The sequence below is a fragment of the Brevibacillus fortis genome, from assembly GCF_003013395.1.
In the GTDB taxonomy this organism is placed as follows: domain Bacteria; phylum Bacillota; class Bacilli; order Brevibacillales; family Brevibacillaceae; genus Brevibacillus; species Brevibacillus fortis.
Map to the genome: position 1 here is coordinate 74410 of NZ_PXZM01000018.1, position 19875 is coordinate 94284.

General features: G+C 48.2%; 17 protein-coding genes. All 17 read left to right on the forward strand.

What is annotated here, in order from left to right; genetic code table 11:
* Nucleotides 1–6 precede the first annotated feature (6 nt).
* The 17 genes from C7R93_RS12105 (at nucleotide 7) to C7R93_RS12185 (ending at nucleotide 19843) form a co-directional block, all read left to right on the forward strand.
* Complete coding sequence (locus C7R93_RS12105; protein WP_106839041.1) at nucleotides 7–246, forward strand: heavy-metal-associated domain-containing protein; 240 nt, start codon at nucleotides 7–9, stop codon at nucleotides 244–246.
* A gap of 454 nt (nucleotides 247–700) precedes the next feature.
* Nucleotides 701–3652 carry a formate dehydrogenase subunit alpha gene (gene fdhF, locus C7R93_RS12110; RefSeq protein WP_106839042.1) on the forward strand — a complete coding sequence of 984 codons (2952 nt, stop codon included), beginning with the start codon at nucleotides 701–703 and terminating at the stop codon, nucleotides 3650–3652.
* A complete protein-coding gene (locus C7R93_RS12115) occupies nucleotides 3652–4131 on the forward strand; it encodes a helical membrane plugin domain-containing protein (protein WP_106839043.1) in 480 nt (159 codons plus the stop codon). The genes fdhF and C7R93_RS12115 overlap by 1 nt, the downstream gene beginning before the upstream one ends.
* Nucleotides 4128–4580 carry a phosphate-starvation-inducible protein PsiE gene (locus C7R93_RS12120; RefSeq protein WP_106839044.1) on the forward strand — a complete coding sequence of 151 codons (453 nt, stop codon included), beginning with the start codon at nucleotides 4128–4130 and terminating at the stop codon, nucleotides 4578–4580. The genes C7R93_RS12115 and C7R93_RS12120 overlap by 4 nt, the downstream gene beginning before the upstream one ends.
* Nucleotides 4537–4887 (forward strand): Na-translocating system protein MpsC family protein, encoded by a 351-nt coding sequence (locus C7R93_RS12125; protein ID WP_106839045.1) that lies wholly within the window; start codon nucleotides 4537–4539, stop codon nucleotides 4885–4887. Before C7R93_RS12120 ends, C7R93_RS12125 begins: the two co-directional genes overlap by 44 nt.
* A gap of 116 nt (nucleotides 4888–5003) precedes the next feature.
* Complete coding sequence (gene moaA / locus C7R93_RS12130; protein WP_106839046.1) at nucleotides 5004–6011, forward strand: GTP 3',8-cyclase MoaA; 1008 nt, start codon at nucleotides 5004–5006, stop codon at nucleotides 6009–6011.
* Nucleotides 6012–6022: 11 nt separating this feature from the next.
* Nucleotides 6023–7285, forward strand: a complete 1263-nt coding sequence (locus C7R93_RS12135) for a molybdopterin molybdotransferase MoeA (RefSeq protein WP_167402457.1) — start codon at nucleotides 6023–6025, stop codon at nucleotides 7283–7285.
* 164 nt (nucleotides 7286–7449) lie between these two features.
* Nucleotides 7450–9702: an ATP-binding cassette domain-containing protein gene (locus tag C7R93_RS12140; RefSeq protein WP_106839047.1), complete on the forward strand. Its 2253-nt coding sequence runs from the start codon at nucleotides 7450–7452 to the stop codon at nucleotides 9700–9702.
* A gap of 255 nt (nucleotides 9703–9957) precedes the next feature.
* Nucleotides 9958–10620: a TetR/AcrR family transcriptional regulator gene (locus tag C7R93_RS12145; RefSeq protein WP_106839048.1), complete on the forward strand. Its 663-nt coding sequence runs from the start codon at nucleotides 9958–9960 to the stop codon at nucleotides 10618–10620.
* A complete protein-coding gene (locus tag C7R93_RS12150) occupies nucleotides 10607–11491 on the forward strand; it encodes an amidohydrolase family protein (RefSeq protein ID WP_106839049.1) in 885 nt (294 codons plus the stop codon). The genes C7R93_RS12145 and C7R93_RS12150 overlap by 14 nt, the downstream gene beginning before the upstream one ends.
* Nucleotides 11478–12248, forward strand: coding sequence for an enoyl-CoA hydratase/isomerase family protein (locus C7R93_RS12155; RefSeq protein ID WP_106839050.1), 771 nt, complete (start codon nucleotides 11478–11480; stop codon nucleotides 12246–12248). The genes C7R93_RS12150 and C7R93_RS12155 overlap by 14 nt, the downstream gene beginning before the upstream one ends.
* 26 nt (nucleotides 12249–12274) lie before the next feature.
* The gene (locus C7R93_RS12160; protein ID WP_244191522.1) at nucleotides 12275–13840 is read left to right on the forward strand and encodes an AMP-binding protein; all 1566 of its coding nucleotides are present in this window, start codon (nucleotides 12275–12277) and stop codon (nucleotides 13838–13840) included.
* 25 nt (nucleotides 13841–13865) lie between these two features.
* A complete protein-coding gene (locus C7R93_RS12165; protein ID WP_106839052.1) occupies nucleotides 13866–14945 on the forward strand; it encodes a M42 family metallopeptidase in 1080 nt (359 codons plus the stop codon).
* Nucleotides 14946–14987: 42 nt separating this feature from the next.
* Nucleotides 14988–16631, forward strand: a complete 1644-nt coding sequence (locus C7R93_RS12170) for an ABC transporter substrate-binding protein (protein WP_106839053.1) — start codon at nucleotides 14988–14990, stop codon at nucleotides 16629–16631.
* Between the two features lie 31 nt (nucleotides 16632–16662).
* Nucleotides 16663–17964, forward strand: coding sequence for a serine hydrolase domain-containing protein (locus tag C7R93_RS12175; RefSeq protein WP_106839054.1), 1302 nt, complete (start codon nucleotides 16663–16665; stop codon nucleotides 17962–17964).
* Between the two features lie 45 nt (nucleotides 17965–18009).
* Complete coding sequence (gene nikB, locus C7R93_RS12180) at nucleotides 18010–18948, forward strand: nickel ABC transporter permease (RefSeq protein WP_106839055.1); 939 nt, start codon at nucleotides 18010–18012, stop codon at nucleotides 18946–18948.
* 1 nt (nucleotide 18949) lies between these two features.
* A complete protein-coding gene (locus tag C7R93_RS12185) occupies nucleotides 18950–19843 on the forward strand; it encodes an ABC transporter permease (RefSeq protein WP_106839056.1) in 894 nt (297 codons plus the stop codon).
* The last annotated feature ends 32 nt before the right edge of the window (nucleotides 19844–19875 follow it).

Here is a 19875-nt window from a genome sequence, read left to right on the forward strand (position 1 = left end):
CTAACCATGCATACAGACAGAATCTCTGTTAAGGGAATGAAGGATGAAAATGATGCGGAAAAAGTGAGCAAAACCCTGCACAGCGTATGGGGCATACAGCAGGTAGAGGTGAGCCTACTAAAAGGAGAAGCACTCGTTTCCTATGATGAAAAAGCAGCGTCATTTGTTGATTTTCAACAGGCAATTCGCGATTTGGGATATGAAGTGGCTTTTTCTGATGCCCCCTTTCATGCGGATTTGAAATAAGAAGGTATTTTGGAGGCAGATATCATGTCAAGAGTATGTGAAGTATGTGGACGGGTAGAAGACAATCCTTCACTAGAAAAGGAGACGGAGACACACTCTACGCAGCAGATAAGCATTTTGCATGTATGTGAAAGCTGCATAGCAGATCGGCAGCATCTACATTTTTAATAGGGGTGGTACTGCCGAAATGAAAATCTGCATGTGAACAATCCTTCCATAAAAAAAGTTGGCTTTCCATGGAGATCCGGTGATATAATGTAGACGTAAATGATCATTGATGGTTAGTAATGACGAATTGCTCAATCATCCTGATCTCACTCATATGTACGTTGGGACGGATAACGAGTATCTTTGGATGCTTAGGAATTAGCCCACCATTAAACAATTTGCGCATGTTCATGCCCAGGTTGTTTGATGGTGGGCTTTTATTATTTTCTTGGAGGTCTTAGAGGGTATGAAAAAAATCAGTTTTGAATTAAATGGAGTGAAGCATGAAGCAGAGGAAGGAACCCGGATTCTGGATTATCTACTGCAGCAAGAAATAGAGCATCCTCACATCTGTTATTCACCCATTTTAGGGCCTATTCAAACTTGCGATACGTGCATGTGTGAGATTGACGGGAAAATTATGCGAGCGTGCTCGACTCCTATCGAGGAAGGCATGCACATCCTTACCTCCTCCGAACTGGCAAAAGGCGCACAGGCAGAAGCAATGGACCGGATCCTGGAAAACCACATGCTGTATTGTACCGTCTGCGACAACAACAACGGAAATTGTCGGGTGCACAATACGGCAGAGCTGCTCGAAATTGACCATCAAACACGCCCGTTCCGAGAAAAAAAGGAAGAAGTAGATATGTCGCATCCCTTCTATCGTTATGATCCCGATCAATGCATTCTCTGTGGACGTTGCACGGAGGTTTGTCAGGATTTACAGGTAAATGAGACGCTCACCATCGATTGGGAACGAGAGATTCCAAGAGTGATCTGGGATGACAATAAATCGATTAATGACTCTTCTTGTGTGTCTTGCGGTCAGTGTGTGACGGTCTGTCCATGCAATGCACTGATGGAGAAATCCATGCTCGGGGAAGCTGGCTTTCTATCAGGGATTAAAAAAGACCTGTTGAATCCGATGATCGATCTCATTAAAGAAGTCGAGCCTGGCTACAGCAGCATTTTCGCTATCTCTGAAGTGGAGGCGGCCATGCGGGAAACGCGGACCAAGAAAACCAAAACCGTTTGTACGTTCTGCGGCGTAGGCTGTTCGTTTGAGGTATGGACCAAAGGTCGCCACATTCTAAAAGTGGAACCAACGGAAGACTCTCCAGTCAACAGTGTCTCTACTTGTGTTAAGGGCAAGTTCGGTTGGGATTTTGTTAACAGTGATCAGCGCTTGACTACACCATTGATTCGAAAAGGAGACGCATTTGTACCAGCTACATGGGATGAGGCACTCTCAATGATTGCCGAGCGAATGAGTTCCATCAAGCAAAACTACGGAGGCAACGCGCTGGGATTCGTAAGCTCATCCAAAACAACCAATGAAGATGCGTACCTCATGCAAAAACTGGCGCGCCAGGTGTTCGAATCAAACAATATTGACAACTGCTCAAGGTATTGCCAGTCACCAGCTACTGATGGCTTGCTGGCAACGGTAGGACACGGTGGGGACTCAGGTACCATTCAAGATATTGCAAGTGCCGGGCTAGTCATCATCGTCGGAGCGAATCCAACAGAAGGCCATCCTGTGTTGGCAACACGGGTCAAACGGGCAAAGAAATTATACGGTCAAAAACTGATTGTCTCTGATCTGCGCAAGCATGAAATGGCAGAACGATCCGATCTTTTCCTTCATCCAACACAAGGAACCGATTTTGTCTGGCTGACGGCCGTCGCGAAGTACATCATCGATCAAGACTGGCATGACAAAGCCTTTATCCAAAAGCGGGTAAACGATTTTGATGATTATCGTAAAATGCTTGAAACTTATACGCTGGATTACGCAGTGGAAGTAACGGGGCTGTCTAGAGAACAGTTGATTCAAACAGCCAAAATGATTCACGAAGCAGATGGCACTTGCATCCTGTGGGGAATGGGCGTAACTCAAAATATCGCGGGTTCGCATACGTCTGCGGCTATCTCCAACCTCTTGCTAGTCACAGGAAACTACGGCCGATCAGGAGCAGGAGCCTATCCATTGCGTGGACACAACAACGTACAAGGCGCTTGCGACATGGGGACACTCCCTACCTGGCTTCCAGGGTATCAGCCTATTACGGCTGATGCGGCGAGAGCCAAATTTGAAAAGGCGTATGGCGTAACGATCTCTAACAAGCCGGGCCTAACCAATATCGAAATGCTGGAAGCGGTAGAGAAAGGCGAACTAAAAGCCATGTACCTGATGGGTGAAGACATGGCTTGGGTCGATTCCAACGCCAACCACGTGCATGATACTCTCAGCAAGCTTGAATTCTTTGTCGTACAAGACGTATTCCTGACCAAAACCGCTCAATTTGCAGATATTGTGCTACCTGCGTCTCCATCCCTGGAAAAAGAGGGTACCTTTGTGAATACCGAGAGACGTATCCAGCGGTTGTATCAAGTATTGGAACCACTGGGAGATTCAAAACCAGACTGGTCGATCATCCAACTGATCGCACAGCGTATGGGTGCAAACTGGAATTACCAACACCCTGGTGAGATCATGGACGAAATTGCGAGCCTGGCACCGATTTATGCTGGAGTTTCGTACGATCGTTTAGAAGGATGGAACAGCTTGCTATGGCCCGTACAACAAGATGGTACTGACGAGCCGCTTCTGTACAAAGAACAATTCAACTTCCCAGACAAAAAAGCAAGATTTTCGCTCGTTGAATATGTCCGGCCTATGGAGTATTCATCGGAATTTGATCTTACCTTGAACAACGGACGACTACTGGAGCATTTCCATGAAGGAAATATGACGAACAAATCAAAGGGCATCCAATATAAGCTACCGGAAGTGTTTGTGGAGGTTTCCCCTGAGCTTGCCAGTGAGCGGGGGCTAAAAGACGGTTCCTTAGTTCGACTCGTCTCTCCATACGGTGCGATTAAGCTTCGTGTCCTCGTGACAGATCGAGTAAGCGGTAAAGAATTGTATGTACCCATGCACTCTGTCAGCCATGAAAATGCCATTAACCTTTTGACTGGCAGCGTCGGGGACGTTCGCACGCAAACCCCTGCATACAAGCAAACAAAGGTATGCATGGAGTTTCTCAAAGAAAAAGGAATGACTCCACTGCCTATGTATAATCCCCGTTATGCCAAGCGAAACCCTCAGATGGGTGTCCAAGTAGAACGCAAATGGGCCAGAGAAGATTATGAACCGATTGCAGATGTAAACTTTGTGGGAGGTAAAAAATAATGGCAAGACCGATTACGAAAGTGGTTGAACCCGTTCTTACCGAAAAGGAAAAACAAGATCAAACAGTGGAAAGTGTCATACAAGCACTCGCCAAAAATCCGGAAGGGATCCAAGCAACGATCAAACTGCTCCAAGAACTCCATGAAAGTGGAATTCTTGGAGCGCTCAACGCCGCCGTCGAGGCGAAGGAAGATATTGCGAAGATTGTAGTAGGGCAAATGGTGCGTCCTCCTGTCACCAATATGATGAACAATGCGATGGCTGCCGCAGGTGGGTTAACCGAGCTAGATCCTGAAATGACAAAAAAACTGATGAGCGGTGTTACAAAGGGGCTTCAAAGGGCTGATGATGCTCTTCGCTCTGGAGAAAAGGTTGGGATTTTCGATTTGATGAAAGCTCTTCGCGATCCTGACATCAATCGAGCGATGGGTTTTGGTATTAACCTGCTGAAAGGATTAGGAGAGGGCTTAAAGGAATGATGAAAGAGACATTGATTGTGCACTTCTATCAACGGATGCTAAATATTTCACTCATCATTCTGGGACTGGTCTTGAGCTTCTATCTTGTACGCGAACTGTATTTCATTGTGACCGCTGCACTTCTTGGTAATACTAACGTTCATGATATTTTAGAGGAAGTCTTAGCCTTTTTCCTATACTTTGTTTTTGTTTCTATGATCATCAAATATTTCAAGGAAGAGTATCACTTTCCGCTACAATACCTCATCTATATCGGCATTACTGGCACGATACGTTTTATCATCGTCAATCGTGATGAGGCAATGAATAATCTAATTCTATCGCTAGTGATTCTTATCCTGATCATTTGTTACATGTTGTTGGCTCCTCGTAAAAACAAACTAGCGGATGAAAGGAGAACATCGAATGACGAAAAACCTCGAACATCAATTCAGCATGCTGGTTCGTGAGATACGAAAAGAATACGTCGGTAACGGTCCAAAAGAAATCGTTACACGTTTTTGTGGTCCATGGGTGATCTGTGAGATGAAAGGGAACCTGACCAATGTAGAAAAGTTTATGATTCTATCTGAAGAAGGCAGACGAATGGTTCACGATGCGCGCACAAAGCTCGTGAAGAACATTTACAATGACCCTGCGGTAGTAGCAAAACTCGAGGATATCATCCATGCAAAGATTTTGCGGATTTTTTCAGATATCAGTATCGAAGAGGATATTGCGATGACTGTCTATGTATTAGATAGATCAATTTCTTGATCAGTATAGGAGGGAAGGAGAGAAACGCTCGTGATTCAACCGGTGTGCGTTTTATCACATGTCCTGCACTATGAAAATGGTACGATGAATCGCAGAAGTAGAAAGGGGGAAGGCCAGTGAAGCCAAGTGAATTGGTGGACGCTTTTGGTCGTGTCCATGACTATTTACGCATTTCGGTAACGGATCGTTGCAACTTGCGGTGTGTCTACTGCATGCCTGCTGATGGAATGGTATTTGAACCAGATGAAAATATCCTGTCATTGGACGAAATCACCGAGATTGTGAGGGTTTTGGCCGAAATGGGTGTCAAAAAAGTAAGGCTGACAGGTGGAGAACCATTGGTCCGCAAAGGAATCGAAAATTTGGTATCCGCGATAGCGGGCATTCCAGGCATCGAAGATATTGCGTTGACTACCAATGGTATTTTCTTGGCGAAAAAGGCCGAAAAATTGAAAGCAGCAGGCTTGAACCGTGTGAATATCAGTCTGGATACACTGAGAGCGGATCGTTTTTCGCTCATTACCCGCGGTGGAGATGTCCACAGAGTAATGGAAAGCATAGCAGCATGCCAACAAGTAGGGATTGATCCTATTAAATTGAATGTTGTTCTTATGAAGGATATCAACGATGACGAAATTGAAGATTTTCTTCGTCTTACGATAGATAGCCATATACAAGTTCGATTTATAGAGTACATGCCGATCGGCCACAACGACATGAGATGGAAGCAATCTTATCTGCCATTGTCCACCGTATTGGAACGCTGTCATCAATTGGGTTGGAAAGTGACCGAGAGTCATAATGTGCAGGGCAACGGACCCGCACAGACTTTTCGAATGGAAGGCACGAAGGGGAGTTTTGGACTTATTCATCCCGTGAGTGATCATTTCTGCGAAACTTGTAACCGGCTTCGTTTGACAGCGGATGGAAACATAAAGCCCTGCTTATATTGGTCGGATGAGTTTAACGTTCGTAAGTGCATTGGAGATGATGAAGCGGTACGACAGCTCTTTTTCCGAGCATTGAATATCAAACCAAAGAATCACGAAATGGCTAAGGCTTTAGTTGATGAGAGTCAGTCACATGTACCAACAGGTAGGCGCATGTCTCAAATTGGAGGGTAGTGTAAACGAACATGGACAGAGTAGAAAACGTGAATCGATTTCGCCGAAATGCAGTTCAAGTCGTGGAAGCGCAGCACAGAATTGAGCAGCATTTGAACCTTCTGGGTGTGGAAGAAGTCTCATTGGAAAATGCCTACAGTCGTACGTTGGCGGAAGATATGATTGCGCCTGACAACATGCCTCATTTCCGGCGTTCCGGGATGGATGGTTTCGCGATCATGTCCAGTTCTACTCGTGGAGCATCACCTGAATCTCCTGTTCTTTTGGAAGTGATCGACAATATTCCGTGTGGCGCGCTTCCTACAAAAGAAATATCGCCAACTACTGCCTCGCGAATCATGACGGGTGCCATGGTACCTGTAAGAGCAGACGCAGTCATCATGTTGGAAATGACAGAAGATTTCGAGGAGCAGGGCAAAACATACATTTCGATAAGAAAAGAGATCCTTCCTGGGCAGAATCTGACTCCGATTGGCCACGAAATCACAGAGGGCGAATGTGTCCTTCAAAAAGGTACAGAAATACTCGCTGGTGAGACCGCATTGTTGGCTACATTCGGTTTCTCTCGCGTCAAAGTATACAGGCGCCCAACCATCGCGATTTTTGCGACAGGTTCAGAGCTTTTACCTGTAGATGCGTCACTTTGCCCAGGTAAAATTCGAAACAGTAACTCTTACATGCTGGCGGCACTAATTCGGGAGGCAGGAGGGATTCCGCTACTGATGGGCTCCATCCCAGACGATCCGGACCAAGCACAAACTCTTATTCTTAAAGCTTTTTCCGCTGCGGATTTCGTGATCACAACAGGTGGAGTATCGGTAGGAGACTACGATATTCTCGTAGATATATTTGAAAAATGGGAAGGGAAGGTCTTGTTTAACAAAGTAGCGATGCGACCCGGAAGCCCTACGTCCGCAGGGGTTTGGAATGATCAATTTTTGTTTGCCTTGTCAGGTAATCCAGGAGCGTGCTTTGTTGGTTTTGAGCTGTTCGTTCGTCCCGTTATCTTGGGTATGCAGGGTATTCAACATCGTTACATGCGGGAAATTACTGCTTTCTTAGGCGAAGACTTTAAAAAGGTAAATGCGTATCCTCGCTATGTTCGCGGAAAGTCGTATGTAATCGATGGCAAGGTGTTCGTAAAGCCTGTCGGGATGGATCAATCAAGCGTTACGGTATCCATTAGAGATTCCGATTGCTTGATCAAGATTCCACCTGGAGGAAAGGGAATGCTACAGGGTGAACTTGTCTGTGCCTTGATGCTTAGAGGATAATACTCACCTTGCGGGTGCTTTGGTGAAAGTAACGGCTGTCCATTGGAAATAATAGGTAGGGGAAGCGTATGTTGTAAGCGTGAACAGCCAGAAGCGAAGATATCCTTCTGAATGGTACAATGTAAAGATAAGTAGAAATGAATACTATCGGAAGGATGTTTGGCATGAGCGAATCTAATCAGGAGTATATCGTAATCTCCGGTGCGAGGGAAAACAATCTCAAGAATGTATCCTTGCGCATTCCCAAGCGGAAAATTACGATCTTCACCGGTGTATCTGGATCTGGCAAGTCATCGATCGTCTTCGATACGATCGCAGCAGAATCCACGCGATTGCTGAATGAGAACTTCAGCATGTTCGTGCGCAATTTCCTGCCCCGTTATCCGCAGCCGGATACGGACGCGATCGAGAACCTAAGCATGGCGGTTATCGTGGACCAGAAGCGGCTGGGCGGCGGTTCCCATTCCACGATGGGCACGATTACCGATATTTCTCCCATTCTTCGCCTGTTCTTCTCCCGAATAGGTCAACCCAATGTTGGACAAGCGCATATGTTCTCCTTTAATGACCCCCAAGGCATGTGTCCCGAATGCAACGGGATCGGTCGCAGTCTGAGCGTCGACATGAGCAAGGCGCTGGATATGGAAAAGTCGTTGAATGAAGGGGCAATCATGCTGCCGGACTATAAGGTAGACGGCATGGAATGGAATATGCTTGTGCAGACGGGCTTCGATCCCGCCAAGAAGCTGAGCGATTATTCGGATGAAGAGCTTGAGCAGCTGTTGTACGCCAAGGCGAGGAAAGTGGAGATGCAATTCGCTGGGAAAGCCGTGAATATTACAGTAGAAGGCGTCATTGAGAAGTTCACCAACAAATACATCAAGCAGGATCTAAAGGCGAAATCTGAGCGTACACAAAAAGCGGTTGCGCCGTTCATTTCCGAAGGTTCTTGCTCCAGCTGTCATGGGGCAAGACTCAATCAGGCCGCACTGAACTGCAAAATCAATGGCCTCAACATTGCAGAGATGTCTTCTATGGAGGTCGGTCGGCTCATCCGCGTCATTCAGGAGATTGACGATTCGGTCGCCGCACCGATGGTCAAGTCGCTGACGGAACGGTTGCAGCATCTAGTGGATATCGGACTAGACTACTTGACGCTAGATCGTGAGACGGATACCTTGTCCGGCGGCGAATCGCAGCGTGTCAAGATGGTGAAGCATCTGAGCGGCAGTCTGGTGGATGTTACTTACATTTTTGATGAGCCCAGCGTTGGTTTACACCCCCGTGATGTGCACCGGTTAAATGAATTGCTTCAGAAGCTGCGCGACAAAGGCAATACCGTCATTGTCGTCGAGCATGATCCCGATGTGATCAAGGTGGCAGATTATATCGTCGACGTCGGGCCGCATGCCGGCAGCCACGGTGGTACCATCGTGTATGAAGGTAGCTTCGAAGGTCTGCTGGACTCAGGGACACTGACAGGCACCCATATGAAGCGGCCGCTCCAACTGAAGGAAGATTCCAGGAAGCCGTCCGGCAAGCTGTCCATCGAGGATGCCACACTGCACAACTTGCGGAACGTGAGTGTTGATATTCCAACCGGAGTGCTGACCGTAGTTACGGGTGTCGCCGGCTCAGGCAAGAGTACGCTGATTAACGAAGTATTCCTTAGCAACCATCCAGATGCGATCGTCATCGACCAATCGGCGGTAGGCGTATCAACACGCTCGAATCCCGCGACCTACACAGGGATCATGGATGATGTACGCAAGGCGTTTGCTTCCGCGAACAAGGTCAACCAAGGCTTGTTCAGCTTCAACTCCAAGGGGGCTTGCGAGAACTGCCAAGGGCTGGGTGTTGTGTATACAGACCTTGCATTCCTGGAAAGCGTCAAGCTGCCATGCGAAATATGCGGAGGTAGACGGTTCAAGGAAGAGGTACTTGCATACAAGCTAAACGGCAAGTCAATTGCAGAAGTGCTGGAGATGACGGTGGAGCAGGCATTGGAATTTTTTGAGCTAAAAGAGGTTGTGCGGAAGCTTCAGGCGATGAGTGATGTGGGGCTGAACTATATTACACTCGGCCAGCCACTCAGCACACTTTCAGGCGGGGAATGCCAGCGCATCAAGCTGGCAAGCGAACTGCATAAGAAGGGCAGCATCTACGTGATGGACGAGCCAACAACTGGCCTACATATGTCAGATATCGGTCACCTTCTGGGGATCATGAACCGCCTCGTGGATGCCGGCAATACGGTAATCGTCATCGAGCACAACCTTGATGTGATCAGCCAAGCGGATTGGATTATCGATATGGGACCGGACGGAGGCAGCAACGGCGGTCAGGTGGTCTTCGAGGGCACACCTCCGCAAATCATCCATGCGGAACAGTCGATCACTGGAAGATATTTGAAGTAATGCATCAAATCCACTTAACGAATTCAGATCTCCTCATGGGAAACCGGAGGAGATTTTTGTTATGCCAGAAACAAATGTCAGAAAATAAAAAATAATCTTGACATTGAATCGGATGATTAGTAAATTGGTGATTACAAGTAACCTATCGATCGATCGATCGACAAAACCCAAAAAGCAGATGGGTAGCCGCTACAACTAACTGGACTTGTGAGACTCTAGTTTCCTGCAATCATCAGTAGAAAGGAGCGCGCTTTTTTGACGAAAGAAAAAATATTTCAAGCAGCATTACGGCTATTCGCAAGAAAAGGTTTTGAAGCAACCAGCATACGTGATATTGCTCTAGAAGCAGAGGTAACCTCCTCCACCCTCTATCATTACATGAAAACAAAAGAGGATCTGCTCGTTGCCATCATGCAAGAAGGGTTACAGACCCTTCTTGGAAATGCAAAGGAAGTGCTCGCTGAGCTTGAAGCGCCCGAACAACAATTGGCAGCGTTTGTACAGCTTCATGTTACCAGCCATGCCATTAACAAGCTAACAGCGCTAGTAGTAGATACCGAGTTCCGTGCGCTGACAGGAAATACGCGCGTAGAAATTGCCAGGTTGCGCAGTGAATATGAGCTCCTCTGGCAGCGTATTTTAACGGGCGGATTAGAGGGGGGCGTATTTGCGATAGAAAATACCAAGCTTGCCGTCCTGGCTTTGCTTCAAATGTGCACGGGTGTCGCCCATTGGTACTCGCCCGATGGCCCAAATTCATTGGAAGAAATCAGCTTGAATTTTTCCGATATGGCGCTTGCACTCGTTCAGGCAAAGCGAAACGGTCAGCAACTGACTGTCTCCGATTTGGATCTGCCTGAACCCGCTCGTTTTTTTACGAAACCATGGCTGGGGGCTGCTGCGCATGAACATTCTTGATGCCCGTGTCCGCTTGCCACAGCAGTTCCGCGAGGCACGCATAGGTGAAATGCGAAATGAGTACGTCGCTCAATATGATGCGGTGTTACAAGTAAGCTCGACTATCGCGAAAACGCTCGACGATTTGATTCAAGAAATGAAAGAATCAGGAGTAGACCACGCCATTATGCATGCAGAATACGAATTCGGCGAGGATGGGGATGCACTGAATGAAGCATTGGCAAAAGTCATATCAGATCACACCGAGCTCTTCTCAGGATTCGGTACGATTTCAATGGAGCATTTCAGACCGATGCGCGCTGTCCAACAAGTGAGCCGCATCAGAGAGCTGGGCTTTCTGGGAGTAAACATCCAGCCTGCATTTTTTGAGATGCCGATCGATGATCGCAAATTATATCCCGTATACGCAAAGGCTGCCGAGTTAGGCTTGGCAGTAGCCATTCATACGGGAATTAATTATTCGATGATTCATCCCATCCGGAATGAACACCCGCTGTTGCTGGATCAAGTCGCCTGTGATTTTTCAGAATTAACATTGATCGCGTGTCATGGGGGGTGGCCCTGGGTGCCTGAAATGGTTGCCGTAGCGCGCAAGCACCCCAATGTTCTGATAGATTTGGGCGGGCTTTCTCCAAAGTATTTGGGGGTGCATGGAGCAGGGTGGGAGATGATGTACAGGTTAGCAAACAACCTCTTGCAAGATCAAATCCTCTTTGCAACAGACTGGCCTGTGTTTCCTCTGAAACGCGCGATTGCAGAATGGAAGGAATTAAGCATAAAGCCCGAGGTGCTAGAAAAGGTGCTCGGTTCGAATGCAAAAGCATTGTTTTCCAAAATAAAGGCGGAGGTAAAAAAGAATGACAACACGTAAGGCGGTGGTAGAGTGTGAGATCCATCAAGAGATAGGCTGGATTTACCTGAATCGCCCCGAGCGGTTAAATGCGGTGATTCCACAATTGGTAGAGGAGCTGTATGGATCGCTCGATAAGTTGGAACGGGCAGGAGTAAGGGCAGCAATCCTGGCTGGCCGCGGGAATGCATTTTGTGCAGGACATGATTTGCGTCATGAAGAAAAGCCTGCAAATGAGGCTGAGCTCCGTTATAATATACAGAAAATTCAGGATATAACACGAAAGATCCAGCGTGTTCCTTTCCCGGTGATCGCTGCGGTCCATGGTTATGCATTAGGAGCAGGGTGTGAGTTTGCGCTCGGATGCGATTTGATCATCGCCGCTCAAGATGCCGAATTCGGCTTTCCGGAAGTGAGTGTGGGACTTAGTGTTACCGGAGGAATCTCGCATATCCTTCCCATCGCGATTGGACTGGTCCGGGCGAAAGAATTGCTGTTTTCGGGCGAAAGGTTTGGTGCATCGCAAGCACTGCATCTAGGACTCATCAACAAGGTAGTGGATCATAAAGTGTTAGCTGAAGAAGCTGACAAGTGTGCGAAACGGTTAGCTGAGCTCCCGCAAGTAGCGCTTGCAAAAGCCAAATTTGCGCTAAATCGCGGGGCACAATGCGATCTGGAGGCGGCTTTTGAATTGGAGATCGAGCATGCGCTGGCAACTGTGCAAACGATCGAATCCAAGCAGGCGGCTGAATGGTTCCGAAAAAAAGGATCGGTATAGAGAAGGAGGGCTGAAACCTTTTGGACATGCAAGAAATCAAGTCTTTGACGGCACGGGCGGCCAAACGATGGGGAGAAAAAATCGGGCTTGTCTTTGATGAATGGAATGAACAACTGTCATTTAAGGAGATAGAAGACCGTTCCAACCAGATCGCCAACATGCTCCAAGTGCTGGGCGTAGGCTATGGGGATCGGGTAGCCGTCATGCTGAGGAACCAGCCGGAATTCCCGCTTACCTGGCTGGCGTTGGCAAAACTGGGCGCGACTATAGTGCCGATAAATGTAAATTACAAAGAGTACGATGCACAGTATATCCTCCACCACTCCGAAGCAATCGTTATTGTAACTTCACAAGAGTTTATATCCCTGCTACAGAAGATCAGACCTTCCTTACAAACCCTCAAAACAATCCTCTCAGTAGACCAATCAGACGATCCCAACATTGTCGATTTCAGAACGATGTGTGAAACAGCGCCCACGACTCCAACAGCGCTTACCGTTTTTCCTGAAACTTTAGTCAACATCCAATATACATCCGGCACGACAGGCTTCCCCAAGGGGTGTATGCTTTCACATGAATATTGGCTCACCATAGCAAGAAAGATGGTCGAGCAGCATCCCAATTTGACCAATTCAGATGTACTGTTAACGGCGCAGCCCTTTTATTATATGGACCCGCAATGGAATTTGCTGGGTGCGATCGCTGTGGGGGCACAGCTTGTGGTTCTCGATCGATTTCATCCCTCTACATTTTGGAAGAAAGTACGACAATATGGCGTTACCTTTTTCTACTGCCTGGGGATCATGCCCACGCTAATGGTCAAAGCACCACGCTCGCCATTAGACAGGGAAAATAACGTTCGCACCATCCTTTGCTCGGCCATTCCCCCGCATCTGCACCGCGAATTGGAAGAGCGATGGGGCGCGCCATGGTATGAGGTTTTTGGCATGACAGAAACAGGTGGAGATATTTCGGTAAAACCACAAGATCATGACCGATTGCTCGGAACAGGCTGCATCGGAAACCCGGATAAAGACCGGACTGTCCGCATTGTTGATATTCACAACCGCCCCGTTTCGAGGGGCGAGGTAGGCGAGCTTCTCCTACGGGGCTTGGGGATGATGGATGGCTACTATAAAGATCCTGATGCGACTTGCGCTGCCTTTCAGGGCGGCTGGTTCCACACCGGAGATTTGGTGCGAATGGACGAAGACGGATACATCTATTATGTCGGCAGAAAAAAGGAGATGATTCGCCGGAGCGGGGAAAATATTTCGGCTGCTGAGGTTGAGGAAGTCATGAAAATGCATCCGGCTGTGCAATTTGCTGCCTGCCTTCCAGTGAAAGACGAAATACGCGGGGAAGAAATCAAGGCATACGTGGTAGTGAAAGCGGGCCAAACGGTGCCTCCTCATGAATTGATCTCTTATTGCACCGAGCATCTTGCTTACTACAAGGTTCCACGATATTGGGAATACCGCAGTGAATTGCCTCGTACCCCATCTGAGCGTATAGCCAAGCATGTACTGGCGAACGAAAAAGCAGATCTTCGCATCGGTTCCTATGATCGCATGGATGATAGCTGGAGATAACAGGCAAATGGAGAGGAAGATATGGATGAATAGTTGGGTAAAGGTACTGAAAGAGCTGACAGAGGCTTCCGGAGTTCCCGGACAAGAACAGGAAGTGCGAGAATTAATGCACACGTACTTGGAACCGCTTACAGAAGAAGTGTTCACAGATAATCTGGGAAGCATCATCGGGCGGAAAACAGGCCTGGCCAATGGACCCAAAATCATGATGATGGGCCATATGGATGAAGTGGGGTTCATGGTAACACGTGTCATGAAGGATGGATTCGTCGCCTTCCAGCCGCTTGGTGGCTGGTGGTCGCAGGTGATGCTGGCACAGCGCGTGAACATTAAAACACGCAAAGGGGATATTGTCGGCGTAATCGGGTCAAAACCGCCACATCTGCTGTCTTCGGAAGAACGAAAGAAAGTGGTTGAGATCGAGCGGATGTTCATCGATATCGGAGCATCCAGTGCAGAACAGGCAAAGGAGCTGGGAATTCGCCCAGGTGATCCGATTGTGCCGATCTGCCCTTTCACGGTGATGGCGAATGACAAGATGTATATGGCAAAAGCGCTCGATAATCGCGGGGGGTGCCTGACAGCCATTGAAGTAATGAAACAGTTACAACAAACGGATCACCCCAACATCGTATTTAGCGGCGCTACTGCACAAGAAGAAGTGGGATGCCGCGGCGCATTCACGAGCACATATATGGTGCAGCCAGATATATTCATTGCATTGGAGACGGGGATAACGTTTGACACGCCGGGAAGCGCTGACTCTCCTAATTTGCCTGATATCAAGTGCGGTGGCGGGCCTACGATTGGTCTATTCGACGGCTCGCTCGTGCCCAATCGGAAATTGCGGGATCTGTTATTTGATACGGCTGAAGAGGAAGGCATCCCGTATCAATATGCTGCTATTGCAGGTGCGGGTACGGACGCAGGAGCTGCTCATATGGTTGGCAAAGGGGCTCCATCCATCGTCATTGCAATCCCTGCGCGCTACATTCACAGTCACGCTTCGATTCTCCATCATGATGATGTGGAAAATACGGTGAAATTGCTGACGGCTCTCGTCAAAAAGCTGGATCAAAAAACGGTTGATTGGCTCAGATCGTAGGAGGCAAGGATATGTCCCAAACAAGGGAGAGTGGTGTCATTCATGGGGAGAAGAAAGCAGGAAACCGCCACGTTTGTGAGCATTGTCCTTTCCTGTTTCGTACTGCTGGCAAGCGTGGCCGGCTGCGGGACGCTTGCTACGAAACCAGATACTGATGAAGGAAAAAAAGATGCCAATATATCCGAGAAAAAGGGCGGGACGATCACCGTTGCGATTCCCAGTGAACCAGATACACTGGATGTCCACAAATCGACAGCGTTAAGCACAGAGGGGGTCGCGCTCAATCTAGGGGGGGCTCTCCTTTATAGAGATCCCCAAACAAACGAGGTCAAGCCCCATCTGGCCGAATCGTACTCCATTTCGGAAGATGGGAAGACATGGACATTTCGCATTCGCCAAGGCGTTACCTTTCATGATGGGACACTGCTTACTGCACAGACGTACAAGCGAACGTTTGAGCGGGCCATGTCTCCGGAAATCGCTCCGAAAGGCGTAGGGATGGTTCTTGGCATCATCAAATCGATCAAAACACCAGATGATCAGACCCTTATTTTGGAGTTGAATGAACCGTCTGCCACGCTCCTCACCTATTTCACTTCCGCGAGCTGGATGCAGCCGCTCTCGGTGGACGCGGTGCAAAAGTTTGGGGATCAATACGGAAGGAATCCGGTCGGTGTCGGTCCATGGAAGATGGAGAGCTGGAAATCAGGAGATTCTATCACGCTGATTCAAAATGATGCGTATCGCTGGGCAACCCCCTTCTTTAAAAATCAAGGACCACCGAGGCCGGACAAATTAGTTCTGAAATTGATTCGAAATCCGCAAACGGCTGTCGCTGCTTTGGAAAGTGGAACCATCGACATCGCTGATCTGCCTGCGAAAGACGCGAAGAAATTCAAGAACAACAATCGTTTTACAGTACTTGAGCAGACAAAGCGCGGCTTGGGGCTGTTTGTCGAGCTGAACTTGAATAACGAGATTTTACAAGATAAAAACGTACGCAAAGCGTTGCAAATGGCAGTAAAGAAAGATGCTATCGTGCAGTCGCATCTGCAAGGCGAAGGAATTGTTGCAGATGGTCCGCTGCCAGCAAATTTGTTCGGATACGATCAATCCATTGCCCAATATGCATACAAATACAACCCCGAGGATGCGGTGAAGCTCTTGGAAGAAGCCGGATGGAAACTGAATGCACAAGGGATAAGGGAGAAAGCAGGAAAACCGCTTCATCTCGAATTGTTGAGTATGGAAGTATGGTCTCAACCTGCCCAGTTGATGCAAGGAATGTTCAAAGCGATTGGGGTAGACGTGAAAATCATTACTCTAGAAGGCAGCGCAGTCGACCAGTTAACTGCTGCCGGCACATTTGACTTGGCTCTAGATGGATACGTCGCTGATGACCCTGATATCTTGTTTCCGTTCATGCATTCAACTCAGATCGGTGGGATGAATCGTTCAGCTATCCATGACAAAACGATCGATTCCTTGCTGGAAAAGGGACAGGTGACGATGAAGAGCGACGATAGAGCGAAAATCTATGAAGATCTTCAGAAGCGAGCTGTGGAGGAGGCGTTTTGGATTCCCATTTACACGGAAAAACGGTTTGTCGTGTTAAACAACCGTGTTCAGGGACTGATGCTTGATCCATCCGGACTGAAATTGTATCAGGACGTGTGGGTTAAGTAAGCGAGGAAACAAAAAACAAGGAGAACAGGTGATGAACAATCAGGAATGGATCGAAAGTTATGAGGAGTTTGTTCAAGGAACAATGATGGGAAGCAAGGTGCCTGGAGCTGCAATTGGAGTGGCAAAAAACGGACAGCTCGTTTATGCCAAAGGCTTCGGCTATCGTGATGCCGAGCAAGGTCAGATAGCGACAGTGGATACTTTGTTCGGAATCGCTTCGATTACGAAATCGTTCACCGCCATTGCGATCATGCAGCTACAGGAAGCGGGAAAACTGACGGTTGCCGATCCTGTTTCCCGTTTATTGCCAGAGTTTCATGTAAAAACGGGAAGTGGAACAGAAGCAATCACGATTCACAACTTTCTAACCCATTCCTCTGGTTTGCCGCCATTATCTTGCGTCGATGAAGCACTCAAGCGTGGGATAAACACCTATGAGGAATTAATGACCTATATGGCACAACTGGAATTTCCTTTATTGGGCGCACCAGGTACGGAGTTCAGTTATTCCAATGATTGCTATACGCTACTGGGAGCAATTGTTGAGCGGGCAAGCGGCAAGCCATATTCGAGGTATGTGAAGGAGCATATTCTCCAACCAGCGGGAATGCAGCATAGTTGCTTTTCTTTGGTGGAGCTGCACGGGTACGAGGATAGGACACCGCTATTTGAGACACCGCCGTTTCAATCATCCGGCGGATTAAAATCAACGCTCACCGACATGATGAGATACACCGAGCTGTTTCGAACGAAAGGTTTGATTGGCAAGGAACGAATTCTTCGCACGGAAAGTGTGCAGCAGATGACCACCCCTTATTTCCGATGCGAACATAACCAATATTACGGGTATGGTGTAGCGATTACACCCAATTTCTACGGTGCTGCGATGCTCGGCCATAGCGGCAGAGAGAAAGGGATTCAAGCCTACATGAGCATCATCCCCGAGAACGGATTGGCTGCCGTGGCGCTCACCAATCTCAGCGGTTCGCCGGCTGCCGCATTGGCACATGGCACGTTTCACTGCATCGAGAATCGTCCGGCGAAATCAACGCATGTCACGTATAAGGAATATGACCTCCCGACAGATCGTCTGCTTGAATATGCGGGCGAGTACGGCTCTATGGAAGGAATTCATCTTCAGGTAAGCGTGGAGGCAGGCACCCTGATCGTAACGGTCGATCATTCGGACTCATTCTCTTTAAAAGCTATCGACGAAGACGTTTTTCTCGCGAACGTTGAAGGGTCGGATCAAACCGTACGCTTTATACGAGACGGAAGTCAAACGGTAATTCGCATGATGGGCTCCTATCGCCAAATTCCCAAGCGAGTTTAGCCGTAACAATGAATACGCATTCTGGAAGAGAGGAGTGAACGAATCATGAAACAGTATTTGTTGAATCGGATGCTATCAGGAGTGATTGTCCTCCTCGGCATTTCCATCTTTTCGTTTGCGCTCGTTCATTTTATTCCTGGAGATCCGGTACGGATCATGTTAGGGGAAAAGGCTACAAAAGCACAAGTGGAACAGTTACGTGAACAAATGGGACTAAATCAGCCCCTTCCTCATCAGTACCTGACCTACATCGAAAAGGTCATTCAAGGGGATTTCGGAACTTCCTTACAAACAGAAAGACCTGTCATCGTGGAAATAATGGAACGGTTTCCGGCAACGGTCAAGCTAGCCTTCGCTGGGATTGGAATCGCGGTCGTGATTGGCTTAACGATGGGAATTATCGCTGCGAAATACAAGAATACGCTCTTGGACTTTATGCTGATGGCGGCAGCTTCGATCGGATTATCGCTGCCGAGCTTCTGGCTGGGGTTAATCATTATCATGTTATTTTCCGTTCAATTAGGCTGGTTTCCAATCGCGGGCGGTACGGGATGGAAGGATCTTGTTTTGCCTGCTTGTACCTTGGGCGTTTTGTCTTCCGCGATGATCAGCAGACTGACGCGTTCAGGTATGGTCGAAGTGCTTTCCCATGATTACATTCGAACGGCACGGGCCAAGGGATTGAGGGAGTCGATAATCCTATTCCGACACGCCTTGTGCAATGTCATGATTCCTGTTGTTACGGTGGTAGGCTTGCAAATCGCGACTCTGCTGGGCGGGGCGGTTATAATCGAACAAGTGTTCAACTGGCCTGGAATCGGCACATTGGCTATTCGTGCGATTTCAGCCCGTGATATTCCGATGATTCAGGGCATTGTGCTGCTTATGGGCTTCGTCTATGTCGTGGTAAATATGATGGTCGACCTCCTCTATGGTTTGATTGATCCGCGTGTCGACCTCATAACGGAAAAGGAGGGGCGGTAACTTGAATGAGGTGACCAAAACCGTCGCACATGGGGCGACGCAAGCCAAATCCCCGATTTTTCCCAAGCTTGCCTTTTGGGGAAAAATCAAGCAACAGCGAGCAGCAAAACTAAGCTTGATGGTGCTTTTACTCATTTCTGTGATCGGAATCATCGGGCCTTGGATCGCTCCTTATGACCCTACTGAAAGTAATTACGAAGCCTTTTTGCAAGGCCCGTCTGCCAAGCATGTTCTCGGAACGGATGCGATCGGCCGCGATTTGTTTTCCCGTATATTATACGGAACGCGCGTTACGCTTGTGGTTGCTGTCATGGCGGTCGGCATCACAGTAGCGGCAGGAACGATGATTGGTGTCATCAGTGCGTATGTGGGAGGATTCATTGATCACCTGCTCATGCGGATTATGGATATTTTGCTCGCCTTGCCGGGGATCATTTTGGCCTTGGCCATTGTCGCGGCGCTTGGACCGAGTCAAACCAATGCGATGATCGCAATCGGTATTTCTTCGATTCCCAGCTTTGCGCGTCTGATCAGGGCAGCGACGCTCGTCATCATGTCGTCTGGATATGTGGAAGCCAGCAGATCGATCGGGACGCCGAGCTGGTGGATCATTCTTTTCCAGGTTCTCCCCAATATTACGAATGTATTGTTCGTTTACATGACACTGTTCGTCGGGGGAGCGATTCTCGATACGGCTGCATTGGGCTTTATCGGCTTGGGTGCGCAGCCGCCGACTCCCGAATGGGGGACCATGTTGAATGAAGGAAAAGATTATTTGTCCGATGCCTGGTGGCTTGCGACATACCCGGGATTGGCCATCACCATTGTCGTGTTGGCAGTAAACCGGTTGGGAGATGCCTTGCGTGATATTTTTGATCCTCGTACGCAAAAGTAAAGGGCAATAAGAGGATTGGAGAGGGGATTTCA

Coding starts and splice junctions, on each gene's coding strand:
- nikB (WP_106839055.1), top strand. CDS start 18,010: ATGAAACAGTATTTGTTGAATCGGATGCTATCAGGAGTGATTGTCCTC.
- C7R93_RS12155 (WP_106839050.1), top strand. CDS start 11,478: ATGACAACACGTAAGGCGGTGGTAGAGTGTGAGATCCATCAAGAGATA.
- C7R93_RS12150 (WP_106839049.1), top strand. CDS start 10,607: ATGAACATTCTTGATGCCCGTGTCCGCTTGCCACAGCAGTTCCGCGAG.
- C7R93_RS12120 (WP_106839044.1), top strand. CDS start 4,128: ATGATGAAAGAGACATTGATTGTGCACTTCTATCAACGGATGCTAAAT.
- C7R93_RS12140 (WP_106839047.1), top strand. CDS start 7,450: ATGAGCGAATCTAATCAGGAGTATATCGTAATCTCCGGTGCGAGGGAA.
- C7R93_RS12160 (WP_244191522.1), top strand. CDS start 12,275: ATGCAAGAAATCAAGTCTTTGACGGCACGGGCGGCCAAACGATGGGGA.
- C7R93_RS12165 (WP_106839052.1), top strand. CDS start 13,866: ATGAATAGTTGGGTAAAGGTACTGAAAGAGCTGACAGAGGCTTCCGGA.
- C7R93_RS12105 (WP_106839041.1), top strand. CDS start 7: ATGCATACAGACAGAATCTCTGTTAAGGGAATGAAGGATGAAAATGAT.
- C7R93_RS12170 (WP_106839053.1), top strand. CDS start 14,988: ATGGGGAGAAGAAAGCAGGAAACCGCCACGTTTGTGAGCATTGTCCTT.
- C7R93_RS12125 (WP_106839045.1), top strand. CDS start 4,537: ATGACGAAAAACCTCGAACATCAATTCAGCATGCTGGTTCGTGAGATA.
- C7R93_RS12115 (WP_106839043.1), top strand. CDS start 3,652: ATGGCAAGACCGATTACGAAAGTGGTTGAACCCGTTCTTACCGAAAAG.
- C7R93_RS12135 (WP_167402457.1), top strand. CDS start 6,023: ATGGACAGAGTAGAAAACGTGAATCGATTTCGCCGAAATGCAGTTCAA.
- C7R93_RS12175 (WP_106839054.1), top strand. CDS start 16,663: ATGAACAATCAGGAATGGATCGAAAGTTATGAGGAGTTTGTTCAAGGA.
- fdhF (WP_106839042.1), top strand. CDS start 701: ATGAAAAAAATCAGTTTTGAATTAAATGGAGTGAAGCATGAAGCAGAG.